The organism is Flagellimonas sp. 2504JD1-5 (assembly GCF_053618295.1).
The window spans coordinates 2,048,425-2,061,424 of sequence record NZ_JBSIOU010000001.1 but is presented as its reverse complement, the minus strand read 5'-3'; the positions used below and the strand labels follow the sequence as shown (position 1 = coordinate 2,061,424).

10 protein-coding genes are annotated in these 13,000 nt (G+C 39.5%); 5 read left to right on the top strand and 5 right to left on the bottom strand.

What is annotated here, in order from left to right; genetic code table 11:
- Positions 1-12: 12 nt before the first annotated feature.
- The 5 genes from ACULLG_RS09215 to ACULLG_RS09195 all read right to left on the bottom strand — a co-directional run bounded on the left by ACULLG_RS09215 (position 13) and on the right by ACULLG_RS09195 (position 9,052).
- Positions 13-1,518 carry a SusD/RagB family nutrient-binding outer membrane lipoprotein gene (locus ACULLG_RS09215; protein ID WP_452126468.1) on the bottom strand — a complete coding sequence of 502 codons (1,506 nt, stop codon included), beginning with the start codon at positions 1,516-1,518 and terminating at the stop codon, positions 13-15.
- Between the two features lie 10 nt (positions 1,519-1,528).
- The gene (locus tag ACULLG_RS09210; protein ID WP_452126467.1) at positions 1,529-5,017 is read right to left on the bottom strand and encodes a SusC/RagA family TonB-linked outer membrane protein; all 3,489 of its coding nucleotides are present in this window, start codon (positions 5,015-5,017) and stop codon (positions 1,529-1,531) included.
- A 141-nt stretch (positions 5,018-5,158) separates the two neighbouring features.
- On the bottom strand, positions 5,159-6,109 hold the full coding sequence (locus ACULLG_RS09205) for a FecR family protein (protein WP_452126466.1): 951 nt from the start codon (positions 6,107-6,109) through the stop codon (positions 5,159-5,161).
- Positions 6,110-6,286: 177 nt separating this feature from the next.
- Positions 6,287-6,853, bottom strand: coding sequence for an RNA polymerase sigma-70 factor (locus ACULLG_RS09200; RefSeq protein WP_452126465.1), 567 nt, complete (start codon positions 6,851-6,853; stop codon positions 6,287-6,289).
- Positions 6,854-8,047: 1,194 nt separating this feature from the next.
- Positions 8,048-9,052, bottom strand: a complete 1,005-nt coding sequence (locus tag ACULLG_RS09195) for a DUF6340 family protein (protein ID WP_452126464.1) — start codon at positions 9,050-9,052, stop codon at positions 8,048-8,050.
- Positions 9,053-9,306: 254 nt separating this feature from the next.
- Between ACULLG_RS09195 and ACULLG_RS09190 the strand changes: the two genes are divergently transcribed.
- The 5 genes from ACULLG_RS09190 (at position 9,307) to ACULLG_RS09170 (ending at position 13,000) form a co-directional block, all read left to right on the top strand.
- Positions 9,307-10,038 carry a sulfite exporter TauE/SafE family protein gene (locus ACULLG_RS09190; protein ID WP_452126463.1) on the top strand — a complete coding sequence of 244 codons (732 nt, stop codon included), beginning with the start codon at positions 9,307-9,309 and terminating at the stop codon, positions 10,036-10,038.
- Positions 10,039-10,040: 2 nt separating this feature from the next.
- Positions 10,041-10,856, top strand: coding sequence for a patatin-like phospholipase family protein (locus tag ACULLG_RS09185; RefSeq protein WP_452126462.1), 816 nt, complete (start codon positions 10,041-10,043; stop codon positions 10,854-10,856).
- A gap of 49 nt (positions 10,857-10,905) precedes the next feature.
- Positions 10,906-11,793: a DnaJ C-terminal domain-containing protein gene (locus ACULLG_RS09180; protein ID WP_452126461.1), complete on the top strand. Its 888-nt coding sequence runs from the start codon at positions 10,906-10,908 to the stop codon at positions 11,791-11,793.
- Positions 11,794-11,801: 8 nt separating this feature from the next.
- On the top strand, positions 11,802-12,104 hold the full coding sequence (locus ACULLG_RS09175) for a chaperone modulator CbpM (RefSeq protein ID WP_452126460.1): 303 nt from the start codon (positions 11,802-11,804) through the stop codon (positions 12,102-12,104).
- A 113-nt stretch (positions 12,105-12,217) separates the two neighbouring features.
- Positions 12,218-13,000, top strand: a complete 783-nt coding sequence (locus ACULLG_RS09170; RefSeq protein ID WP_452126459.1) for an MlaE family ABC transporter permease — start codon at positions 12,218-12,220, stop codon at positions 12,998-13,000.

Sequence of the window (13,000 nt, the reverse complement as noted above, 5' to 3'; positions counted from 1 at the left end):
TTTTTAATGTTGTTAATCTTTGAGTTCCCAAATCAGGTTGTCCACGTCATCTAACTCGGCGCCAAATTGGCGTACCAATGCAGCTCTATAGTTTTCCGTATTATCAGAATCCTCAGATCCCGGATAGGTCCAACGAACAGGGTAACCTGGGTCTGAGGGCCCTACGTTAAATCCAGAAAATGGCAGATTTGGTACTCCTGTTCTTCGAATATTGAAGAAACATTCTTGACCAGAGTTTTCTGCAAAGGCAATGTATTTTTGCTCTAGCAACCTTGTCAATCCAGCATCACCGGTGACATACTCTGAACCAGAGGCGGTCAAGTAGGCCGCAATTGCATCTTCAGCCACCCCGTAAAATTCCATGGATGCCCTCACAGCATTGTCATAATGTACTTTAGGGTCATTGGATATCCAGCCTCTGTGGGCGGCCTCGGCAATGCTAAACTCCTGTTCCCAATAACTCATCAATATCCCTGGTTGCCCAACAAAGTTCCAATACCTTTCCTCATTAGGTAAGGAAAGCTCTCCTTCTTGCCTTCTTGTAATGTTTGTGGTGGGATCTACTGTTGGGTCTGCACCATCATAGGAATTGAAATCTGACTTAACAGCTTCCAAATTTCCAGGATTTGCATTTATCGCTGCTTGGGTAGGATCCGCTACTTGGAACAAACGAGGGTCAGCATAACCTTTTAATAAATCGATATAGGTGCTTGCATAATTTACAGAAGCCCTGTAGACTGCAACGTCAGGGTTATATGTTTGTCTAAAACCATCTTCGTTTTTATAATCCAATTGCGCATTGTCCGCTAAACTGGTGAAGATCGGGTACCTATCCGGGTTGCTAATTATGTTGGCAAAGCGTCCTCTAACATCAACATCGGGATCATTTTCCTTTTTGCTTAGAGAAATCAAGATCCTTAAGGTGTAAGAATTGATCAATTTCTGCCATTTGGTCAAATCTCCTCCATAATATAGGTCGCCAACCAAATTGAACCCAGGATTGGCCGCTATAAAAGCTCCCAATTCGGCATTCGTTTCGTCCAACCAATTTAAGCTCTGTATATAAACCGATTTAGAGGTGTCGTATTTAGGCCTTGGTATTTCAGCCCCCTGTAGGGCCTCACTCAATGGAATATCTCCCATTCTCCTTGTCATCTCTATATAAGCCCTAGCCTGCAAGAACTTTCCAAGTATCTTGTATTCCGGTGCATTGGCCAAATCGGCCTCCTCATTCATTTTTAGAATGTTACGCATGGTTCCATAAGAAAAACCGCCGCCAAATCCACTTCTGAAATTAACATTGCTGATTCCATCAGTGGCAATCCAGATATGGTATTGCATTCTTATATAGCTATCGGTGAACGAAGTGGTCACACCTGGGGTTATCGCCGAAAAGATCAAACTTGGTGAGACCGTTGTTGGATCGTTGGGATTCTCATAAAGATCATCTTCCTTCAAGCAACTCGTTGCCAAAACAATTAGCAGCAACAGCGCTGATTTTATCACTGTATTTTTCATCATCATTTTTTTAGAATTGTAGGTTTAGATTGAATCCGTACGTTCTTTGTGACGGTTGCTGTAAATCGGTATCTCCCGTTATAAGTGTATAGGTGTCCAAATCTTGGAAAGTATCGTCCTTAGTCCAATACAATAAGTTTCTTCCAATCAAGGATACAGTTGCCGATTTCAAAAAGGTTTTATCCAAGATTTTGGATGGCACGTTATACGACAGGGTTACCTCACGAAGCTTGGCAAACGTTTTTTCGATTTGGTTGCTTCTCCAATCTCCCTTATAGTTCTGGGCCCAGTTTTGGTAGGTCACTTTTGTTGTATTGGGCTCAAAGACACGAGTATCTTCCAAAACATTTCCTTCAGGGTCAAAAGTCACATCTCCGGAAACCACTGACATCCCTTCAATCAACATGGTTCTGGCATCTCCACCGGTGGCCAAAGCAATATTGGACAGTTCACGCTCTTGATGAACAGCATCCTCATGGGAACCCGATCGCCATAAGTCCCGAGAATACCTGTCAAATGAGGTTCCTCCAAAACGGCCATCAATCAAAAAGTTAAGCGAAAAGTTTTTGTATCGTATCGTATTATTGATACTGGTCGTAAAATCGGGGGCAGTATTACCCAAATCCCTACTTGGAGAGCTAACCGGCAATCCATTGTCACCAATCACCAATTGTCCGTCTGATGTACGATCCCATTCAAACCAAAAATACCTGTTCAATTCTTCTCCAACATAAACCCTTCCCTCTCGTTCAGGTATTGTCCCATCTTCAAGTGGGGGAAGAGAAATCAGATAACTCTTGAACTTGTCAAAATTGATAATCGTTGACCATGAGAAATCCCTTGTTTGAACCGGTATAGCGGTTATGGAGAAATCCATTCCACGCGTTTGGGTTTTTCTTCCATTTGAACGAATTCCCGAATATCCCGAGGAAGAAGAAAAAGATTGTTCAAATATTTGTGGGCCAAAGGTATTCTCATAATACGAAAAGTCGATACCAAAGCGGCCCTTGAACAATTTAAGCTCTGCTCCATACTCATAGGATGTATTGAATTCAGGATTCAAATTCGGATTTTCCAAAATTGAGGGGAAAGTCGCCGTTGGATTGTTTCGCCATCTACCTGTATCGTAAGAATTGACCCCATTATAAACATCGTTCAAAGGATTGCTTGAACTTCCTATTTGGTCTCCGCCAACGCTTGCAAAAGCTGTTCTCAGTTTTAAGAAACTAATAGCCTCTGGTAGGTTGAACACATCGCTCAACACTGCACTAAAGTAAACTGATGGATAGAAAAATCTATTATTGTTTCTCACTAAAGAGGAAGATTGATCCACCCTTCCTGTGGCGCCAACATAAAACTGGTTTTTGTACGAAAGGTCCAGTGTGGCGTATCCACTATAGACTCCTTTTTTATGTACACTACTGGTCGGTGTAACCTGATCCACGGAATTTTGCAGCGTAAACACCTCAGGAACAATTAATTGAGTGGTGCTAGCACTTTCCAATCGTCTTCTAATATACCTTTGGTTTCCTCCCAAAGTGGCATTTATACCAAAATCATCATTAAAAAAGCTGTTATTGTAAGAAATTAAAAAGTCCGTGTTGTTTTCAAAATACCTAGTGGAATTGTATCTAAAACGACCTTGCCTATCCGGTATATCATAATTGTAAATATCCTTGGATATTTCTTCATTATTTGTCAAGGAATGGGTGTTGAGCGTAGTTCTCACATATGCCCTCAAATTCTTATTAAATTGATGGTCAATCCTCAAAAAGCTGATGATATCGTGTTTGGTCCAGGGTCTCTTCCATCCATGGGCCATGGCATATGGGTTGTTGAAGCGCCAATGTTCCACAAAATTTTGACGGATTCCCTCCTTGCCTTCCTCCCATGGATTTCTAAAATTGCGGATATCATAATGTGCACCTCCCCAAATGGCCAGATTGTAGATGGGTGATGTAGGGCCGTAAGAACCCCTTATCCTATTATCAGAAAACTGATAATTATGTTGCAGTGAACCTTCCAGCACCGTTTTATCGGTTAAATCCAAACTTCCCCTTAAACGGATGGTATTGATATCCAATCGCTGTCCGGGAGTGGAAGCTTTAGCATATTTATAGGTATTGGAAATAATAAAAGATCCTTTTTCAGTATTTGTCTGCACCGTTATGTTATTGGATGTCAAAAGACCCACTTCCATAAAGTTTCTGAGGTTATCTGGGCCGCGCGACACCCATGGTGTGGGAATGCGATATCCTGTATCTGGATCAATCGGTGAATCGAACTGTTCCAATAATCTTCCATCAAATTTTGGCCCCCAAATAGAGTAGTCGAAGTCGTTTATGCCTCCTCCCTGGGTTAGGCCATCTCCCCCAGCAAGACCTCCACCATACCTAAAGAATCCATTGTTTCCCGGACCATATTCCGTTTGTATCTTGGGAATCCGGATGAAAGAACCCTGAAAAGTAGTTGAAGAATTGAAGGACACAACGGTACCTTCTTGCCCTTTTCCAGACTTCATGGTAACCTGTAAAGCCCCATTTATACCAACCGAACCATATAGTGCAGATGCCGCCGTACCTTTAAGTACCGTGATACTTTCAATATCATCGGATGAAATATTCCAAAAATCGCTATTTTCTTGAGGAACACCGTCAATAACAAGCAAAGGCTCGCGACCTCTAAGAAAAATACCTGGATCAGAAAAGAAGTCCGCACCATTATTGGTAACAATGAGTCCGGCCACCTTACCTGTAAGTGATTCCACAACGTTTGGGGCAATTGCCTTTTGCAATGATTCTCCTTTGATTTCTTGGACGGCATAGCCCACTTTTCGTTTTTCCTTTTTGATTCCTAGGGCAGTTACAACAACTTCCTCCAGCTGATTGGAAGCCAGCAAGATTACCGTAATTTGAGTTTGGTCACCAACTGTAATCTCTTTCGAATTAAATCCAACATACGATATCACCAGAATATCTCCTTTTGATGCCGAGATGCTGAAATTTCCATCGAAGTCAGCTGCCACTCCATTTGTGGTTCCCTTGACCAAAATTGTGGCACCGGACAAAGGAACGTTATCCTCATCCACCACTGTACCTGTAATTTCCGTTTGTACAGGTTCCTCCAGAACCTTAATTTTTGCCTTTGGTTTGATCTGAACTGAAATATTCCTATCAATTCTTTTAAAGGTAAGTCCGGCCTCCATGGCCATAATCTCCAAGATTGATCGTAAAGACATATTGCCTTCGTTGAAATAAAATCGATCATTAAGTCTGTTGAGCTTATCGCCATATACAAACTTAAACTGGGTTTGGTCTTCAATCTTCTTGATAATATCGACCACTGTAGCATCCTCCACAGAAAGGTTTACATAATAGCTGTCCAATTTTTGACCTCTCGCGTCAGAAGCAAACATTGGATTTATAAGTGCTATAACTATTACTGCAAAAAATGTCTTGAATGTCAATCTGATTAATTGTTTAAATGCGAATGAATTCATATTTTCACTTAGTTTTTGGTGGTTATTCATTAATAATCATTGAGCTATTGGGCAGTCTGTACCGCTCGCCAAAGTGATACGCAGGCTGCTTTTTTATTTTACTTATTTTTTACATAGTTTTTTTTTAGGTTCATACTTGTTCTATTTTTCTTTGATTAAAATCTCCTTTTCTCCTAACCGCTCATAGTCAATTTCCTTTAAAGCGTATTTAATGCTTTCAAGTACCACTTGAAGTTTTTCGTTGTTGTAAAATGTACCGGCAAACTTGTATTTGCTCAATCTGGGGTTTTCAAAGGTTATCTTTACCCCATACCATTTTTCGAGTTCCTTGGCCGCCTCCTTGAGAGTTATGTTTTCCATTCGTAATGTTCCGTTCTTCCATTCTACGAAGGACAAAATATCAACCTCTTGTTTAATAATCCCGTTCTGTTCTTTGTGATAAACCGCTTGTTGATTGGGGTCCAAGGCAAACTCATCATCATTTGATGTTACCATGACCTTCCCTGTGGCCACGGTAACAGTAATGTTTTCATTATCAGGGTAGGCATTTATGTTAAACGAGGTTCCCAGCACCGTGGTTTTGAGCCCGCCGGAAGTAATGATAAAAGGACGCTTGGCATCTTTGGCCACTTCAAAAAAAGCTTCCCCTACCAACTCAACCTCCCGGGTTTGGGCATCGGACCCAAACTTCTGTGGAAAAGTGAGGGCACTGCCAGAATTTAACCTGACCTTGGTACCATCACTCAATGTAATGTTCATTTTTTGTCCCAATTCAGTTGTGCTAGTAATTATACTGGTTATTTCCACCTGTGGTTTTCGAACTGAATAGTAAGCAGTTATGGATAGACCCAACATAATGACAATGGAAGCCGCAATTTTCAAATATTGACGCCTTTTCTTTTTAAATGGATTGTCTATAACGGTTTGCAACTGCTTTTTAACCATCCTTTTATGATGGGCATTTCTGAAAACTTTATGGGCATTGCTTTGTACCAAATGTTTTTCGAACCGCTCAAGTTGCTTTTCTTCCTCTTCGGATATAGTTCCTTCCAAATACTTTTTGATATACCCTTTTATTCCTTTATTATCCATTAAATTGAAAATGTTGTTGGGTGTCTTAATAACTAGTAACATGAGTGGTATAAAACTCCCCTAGATTAAATTATTTTAACATTTAATTAACATATTATGAAATAGTACAAACCCACAGAACTCGTCATAATACATTGAAAAACAAATATTTATGAAAAAATATAGTGACCTGAGATTTTAAAAGAAAAGAATGCTTTTGACCAGTGCCAGATCCTTACGAATCTTGGTCAACGCACGCGATAGTTGATTCTCAACATAATGTTTGGACACATTAAGCTTTTTGGCTATTTCGCCGTTGGACAATTGATTGATTCTGCTACATAAAAATATTTCTCTGCACCTTTTTGGCAATTCAGAGGTGGAAGCTTCAATATATCTTGTAAGGTTCAACATGTCATATAGCTCATCGATCTCGGGGTGTTTGAATAGCTTATCTTCGACCTCGATATGGGTCTGGTTGAATTTAGTGTTCCTCAGGTAATTCAGGCATTTGTAGCGTATAGCTTTGAACAGGTAGCTTTTGATATTTACGGCCTCTATGCTTTCCCTTCTATTCCAATAATCCATCCATAGATCTTGAACCAAATCTTTGGATACATTCTCGTCCATTGTAATGGCGTTGGCATAGGCATACATGGGTTCCCAAAGCAGTTCAAAAAGTGTAGAAAAAGATTTTCTATCGGATTTTTTTACCTCTTGGGCCAACAAAGTTAAATTACAGCCTTCTACATATACCCTGTTCATAGTATGCCAAAGAAAACAAATCTGGAATGAAGTGATGTTAAGCTATTATACAGAAAATGTTGTATTTAATTTACCTTCCACTTTTTGTTTGTTTTCATTTTGAGTTTTAGTTAGTTCGTTGTTTTTCCAATAAGATTCATCCGTAGGTCGCTAGATCAATAGCTTTGTACTTCCCTAAGCACCTCCTTATTAGTATGGTTGTATGACTAAATTATAAATATTTTTCATATAAGTATAGTTTTTTTACAAAAACATATATTTTATTAACTTTTTGTCAACTTATTTTACAATGTATAGCTATCTTTCTTGTATTAACGGAGTTACCCTTTATTGAGCCATGGTTTCACTGCAAAAAGTTGCGTTTTCTAGCGATAGATCACTAAGTGTGTCGTGCATTAAATCTTAGCGAGATTCCTCTGGTAGGTTTGAATGCAGAGAACCTATATCTCGGAGAGCACTATGTATGGCTTACTAAAGTCCCGTGGACTGGTCACGCCATCTGCCTTTGATATGATGGCCGTCTCACGGCAATATTGGGATAAGTGCATAATGGTGCACCAGATGTGCTAGCCCTACTTTTCCCATTTGAAGATCGTTGGATGGACCAGTACTATCTGCCAGGGGACTAAAGGAAAGGCTAGGAGAATTTGTGGACTATTACAATAACAGGAGATACCATAAATCATAGGAGAACCCGACCCCTTCCGATGTGTATTTTGGACGGGACAAAAAGATATAAGAAAACCGTAAATCAATAAAAAACATGATCAAACTAAGGAAAGAGCATCAAAAACAATTGTTGAAACTATGATTTAACTTTGGGTTAGGACAGTCCAAATTCATTTGAATATCTACGGGGCAACCTGATACTTGTCAAAGCAGCGAAAATAAAAAAATATCCTTCAGGTCTTTTGATTTTAACTGGACATGTATTCCTACTTTTCATTTTAGCCCAGCTTGTTTTTAATTTTTTTTAGCGACTTTTGTTGAACAACACGTTCTTTGAGCAAATATTTTCATAAGGGGTGCCCCATCAGGTGCCCTAAAGCAAAAAATAAATTTCAAACACCTGAATATCATGTGGTTATGATTGGGATTAAAGCCCCAGTCAGGTCACATCAAAATCCTGTAAACAAAGTTTACAGGATTTTTTTATTTCATTTTGAGTAAAAAAAGGTCTTCCCAATTTTGAAATTATAGTCCCCAACGCTTTCTTTTTAAAAGAATCTTAGCGTAGTCACGGGCCATTCTATCACCATAATCTTGATAGGAACGTTGGGCCCATTGTAATGCCATGTCAGTATTTCCCAATACCTCGTGCGCTACAGCTATATTATATGCTGCCCTTCCAGCAGATTTACTGGAAGTGTTGTTGGCAATTTCAGACCAAATTTCTATAGCTTCCGTCCAATTTGCAACTTCGGTCCTTCTCCAACCTATCTCAAATTGGTACTTGTCCCTTCCTTTTCCTTTTTTATACATATCCCTTCTAACCCTATAAAACCCAGGAAAAAATCGACGGGAGTATGCTAATCCTGATTCATAAGCCGTTTCCGGTAAAGCTGTAAAGGGGATTACACCATTAGACAGGTCAAAATTCATTAGATAAGTTTGTTGAAACTGATCTATGATGGTTTTGCTCTGGGGATCATAAAGTCTCCAATAACTTTTTACATTTACTCGGGCCCGTTGTGGAATACGTCCGCTTGGTTTACCAGTTTGTATTGTTGAAGTCACCTGTTCAATGGCTGTATTCAACACAAAATCGGAATTAGAATCAAAGTTTTCTAAAACCAATAGCACATCTGCCTCTGATTCTTCGCAAATTTCATTAACGGTTTCCCAACTTAAGATGTCTGGGGTAAGTCTGGTTCCGGTTCCGGCTAACCGCAATTCGGAGGGTATAGCCACTCTAAAACGTCCTTTGTTTTGAAGGCCATCAAAAATGCCCTTAATAGCTTCATCAGAGGCTAGTTTATCCGAACCCATTATCTCTCCAGAAGCTACTGATTCCAGAGTTTTGTTCGATGCATCTTCTTCTTTGGTAAGAGAGCGATTGACCACCGCGATATCATCGATATCTTGTGGTAAAATTAACTCAGGGGCTTGCGGATAATTTAAATGTACATATCCGGAGCTGGCACAAGAGGCCAACCAAAGACAAACTAGAAAACAAGCAAATAGTTGAGGCTTTTTCATGATTCTAAAGATTTGGAAATGAGATTAAAACAACAAACATGCCAAAACTCCACGGACTCATCTCCCAATCCTTTAACGATTTGAGAAGTCTTTTATTTTTAAAAGGCAATGTTGCACCATAACAAGTCTTATTTCACCTTGTCCTTATGAATACTGAAATCTCAAGTGTAAGAGCCCTGTTTTTAAGTTTTATCTGACTTATATCATTTGTTACATTTCATTTCCATCATAGATTTAGCAGAAGAGAATCAAAAATGTTAGTTAGATATCTCCCGCTTTTTATCATATTATCAATTTTATCCGAAGTATTGGGTACTGTAGGAGGGTTTGGTTCATCGGTATTTTTTGTCCCGTTGGCCAACAATTTTATGGATTTTCAGTCTGTTTTAGGTATAACGGCGCTTTTCCACCTTTCTAGCAACATCACCAAAATTGCTTTTTTTAAAAAGGGTTTTGACAAACAATTGGCAATTTATTTAGGAATTCCGGCAATAGTGTTTGTGTCACTTGGTGCTATTGTAAGCAAATATGTAGACCCCAAATTGCTCATATATGCTCTTGGTTGTTTTTTAATAGCATTGAGTTTGGTTTTCATACTAAAGAAGGATCTTATAATACAAGCAACTAAAAAAAATGCCTTTATCGGAGGTACGTTATCAGGTTTTTTTGCCGGTATTTTGGGTACAGGAGGTGCAATTCGTGGAATTACCATGGCCGCTTTTAATCTGAAAAAGGAAAAATTCATTGCCACCTCTGCCATCATAGACCTTGGCATTGATTTTAACCGTAGTATTTTTTATACCTACTATGGTTATGTACACAAACATGATTTATACTTAATTCCAATTCTAATACTTGTTGGAATAATAGGAACATTTTTGGGCAAGCAAATTCTGGATAAAATGAGTCAAAACCGGTTTAAGCGTATTGTTCTCTATTTAATCCTGGGAATTGGTCTAAGTACCATTTTATTAAACACTGCGTAGTCATGGGTACAAGAGCAAAAAAAATTGGATTGGTTTTATCTGGAGGAGGCCACAGAGGTGTCGCCCATGCTGGTGGCATAAAGGCTTTGGAAGAGTTTGGCATTTATCCCAACATCATATCTGGGGCTAGTGCAGGTGCGTTGGTGGGGGCATTATATGCAGCTAACCATTCCCCCGAAGACATCAAAGAAATCTTTAAGAAAATTAAACTGTTTCATATTTCCAGATTATCAAGAAAAAAAGCGGGTTTTTTCAATGTGGAAACCTTTTACGATTTTCTATTGGATTATTTCAAAAGAGACAATTTTGATGTGCTTTCCAAAAAAATGTACATCACCGCTACAGATCTTGTAAATGCCAAAGTCAATGTTTTTGATAAAGGCGCTTTGATACATCCCATTTTAGCATCCGCCTCTTTTCCAGGAATCCTAACACCGGTAAGCATAAAGGGCACATTATATTCTGATGGCGGCATCTTGGATAATTTCCCTGTCAGTCCCATAAAAGAACAATGCGAAGTGATATATGGAATCTATGCAAGTCCCATCCGGAAAATGGCCCTTGAAGAATTTAAACATTCCTATAACGTACTTGATAGGGCCTTCCATCTAAGAATACACCAACATTCAATAACCAAGTTTGAGCTATGCGATTTGGTCATATATCCTAAGACCCTAAGCAAATATGGCTTGTTCAACACAGATCATATCGATGAAATCTTTGAAATAGGATATCAAGAGACCGTAAAAGCGCTTACCAAAGAATTTAAAACCCATGAATATGCAAAAAGTGAATACGCCCCTCCTCAACATTCATAGGATTTTATGTTGAATTTATTCAAACAATAATCAAAACGAAAATCAGCTAATGGAATTCATAGATTACTACGCAGTTTTGGGCCTTGAGAAAAATTCCTCGGCAGCCGATATAAAAAAAGCATACCGGAAGTTGGCCCGTAAGTATCATCCGGATGTTAACCCAAACAATCTTGATGCGGAACGAAAATTCAAGCAAGTAAATGAAGCCAATGAAGTTCTAAGCGATCCCGAAAAGCGAAAAAAATATGATAAATACGGAAAAGATTGGCAACATGCTGAAGAATTTGAAAAAGCACGCAAAGCCAAATCAAGTGATGATAGATTTGGGGGCTACACCTATTCTCGTGGAACTTCTGCAGATTTTTCCGATTTTTTTGAGTCCATGTTTGGCGGCGGATTTAGCGGTCAAAGAAGACCTGCGCAGTTTAGAGGTCAGGATTACAATGCCGAGCTCCAACTGGATCTGATGGCTGCTTATACTACCCACAAACAAACCTTGACCCTAAATGGCAAGAATATCAGAATCACTATCCCTGCTGGAATAGAGGATGGGCAAACCATAAAAATTAGCGGTCATGGAGGCCAAGGAATGAACGGAGGCCCCAACGGTGATCTATACATAACTTTTTCCATAAGCAACACAACTGCTTTTAAACGTGAAGGTGCCAATTTGTACAAAACCATTGAAATACCATTGACAACCGCAGTTCTAGGTGGGAAAATAACTATGGACACACTCTTCGGAAAGGTAAAATTGACCGTGAAGCCAGAGACCCAGAATGGTGCGAAAGTAAAATTAAAAGGCAAAGGTTTTCCCAAATACAAACAGGAAGGGCAATACGGGGATCTGTTTGTTACCTATCTCGTAAAAATTCCATCACGGTTGACCACGGAACAAAAGCAGCTGTTCGAGCAGCTTAAGCAAACCCAATTATAACAAGCGTCATGAAAGAATCAATCCATATCTCCATAACTGAGTTCTGTAAATATCATTATATCAAAAAATCATTTGTCAAGAAATTGGCAGACAACCAACTGATTGAATTATTGTACATCGAAAAAGAACCGCACATTCATCACAAAGAACTGCCCAAACTCGAAAAAATGGTACGCTTACATCAAGATTTGAATGTCAATTTGGAAGGAATTGATGTAATACAACAATTGTTACAGAAGATGTCGGAGCTTCAGAACGAGGTGCTGATGTTGCGTAGAAAGTTGGACAGATTTGATGAATTCATGGGATGATAAACATATCCATAAAATAATAGAAGTCGTTGGTATTCGTGATAATTGTCATTTCAGCAGGCTACATCCATAGGTATATTTGATAATACCACATGTTCTAAAGCGATGTAGGTATGACCGTTACAGCTCAAATAAGAAACAATACCATTGATTTTCTGAGACAGGTCGGTGACCTTTCCTACTTCGCCGGGCGTTTCTTCAAGGAAGTCTTTAAACCTCCATTTGAATTTAATGAACTATTGCGCCAATGTTACAGTGTTGGTAATAGATCTACTCCTTTGGTCGGGATTACCGGTTTTATTATTGGCCTGGTACTTACCTTACAGACCAGACCTACCATGCAGGAGTTTGGCGCCGTTTCATGGATGCCAGATATGGTGGGCATTTCAATTGTCAGAGAAGTAGGTCCAGTGGTCATAGCGCTCATTTGTGCAGGACGTATTGCTTCGGGAATGGGTGCTGAGCTCGGCTCCATGCGGGTCACAGAACAAATTGATGCCATGGAGGTTTCCGGTACAAATCCCTTCAAATTTCTAGTGGTCACAAGGGTGGTCGCCACAACGCTCATGATACCTCTCCTTGTGGTTTTTGGGGATATGTTGGCCCTTTATGGCTCTTCGTTGGTGGAATATTTTAAGGGCGATGTATCATTCCAACTATATTTCAACGAAGTATTCAATTCCCTACAATATGGAGATTTGATACCAGCGACCATCAAATCCTTCTTTTTTGGTTTTGCCATTGGTTTGGTGGGGTGCTACAAGGGGTATAATTGCAAAAAAGGTACTGTGGGAGTGGGCAAAGCCGCCAACACAGCGGTGGTCATGGCCTCCATGCTCATTTTTATCTTGGATTTCATTGCGGTTTTCATATCTGATATTTTTTATGAATTATGA

What these genes read in the sequence shown, in the direction of transcription:
- ACULLG_RS09175 (WP_452126460.1), top strand. Translation starts at nt 11,802, where the DNA reads ATGAAAGAATCAATCCATATCTCCATAACTGAGTTCTGTAAATATCAT.
- ACULLG_RS09205 (WP_452126466.1), bottom strand. Translation starts at nt 6,109, where the DNA reads ATGGATAATAAAGGAATAAAAGGGTATATCAAAAAGTATTTGGAAGGA.
- ACULLG_RS09170 (WP_452126459.1), top strand. Translation starts at nt 12,218, where the DNA reads ATGACCGTTACAGCTCAAATAAGAAACAATACCATTGATTTTCTGAGA.
- ACULLG_RS09180 (WP_452126461.1), top strand. Translation starts at nt 10,906, where the DNA reads ATGGAATTCATAGATTACTACGCAGTTTTGGGCCTTGAGAAAAATTCC.
- ACULLG_RS09215 (WP_452126468.1), bottom strand. Translation starts at nt 1,518, where the DNA reads ATGAAAAATACAGTGATAAAATCAGCGCTGTTGCTGCTAATTGTTTTG.
- ACULLG_RS09200 (WP_452126465.1), bottom strand. Translation starts at nt 6,853, where the DNA reads ATGAACAGGGTATATGTAGAAGGCTGTAATTTAACTTTGTTGGCCCAA.
- ACULLG_RS09195 (WP_452126464.1), bottom strand. Translation starts at nt 9,052, where the DNA reads ATGAAAAAGCCTCAACTATTTGCTTGTTTTCTAGTTTGTCTTTGGTTG.
- ACULLG_RS09185 (WP_452126462.1), top strand. Translation starts at nt 10,041, where the DNA reads ATGGGTACAAGAGCAAAAAAAATTGGATTGGTTTTATCTGGAGGAGGC.
- ACULLG_RS09190 (WP_452126463.1), top strand. Translation starts at nt 9,307, where the DNA reads ATGTTAGTTAGATATCTCCCGCTTTTTATCATATTATCAATTTTATCC.
- ACULLG_RS09210 (WP_452126467.1), bottom strand. Translation starts at nt 5,017, where the DNA reads ATGAATTCATTCGCATTTAAACAATTAATCAGATTGACATTCAAGACA.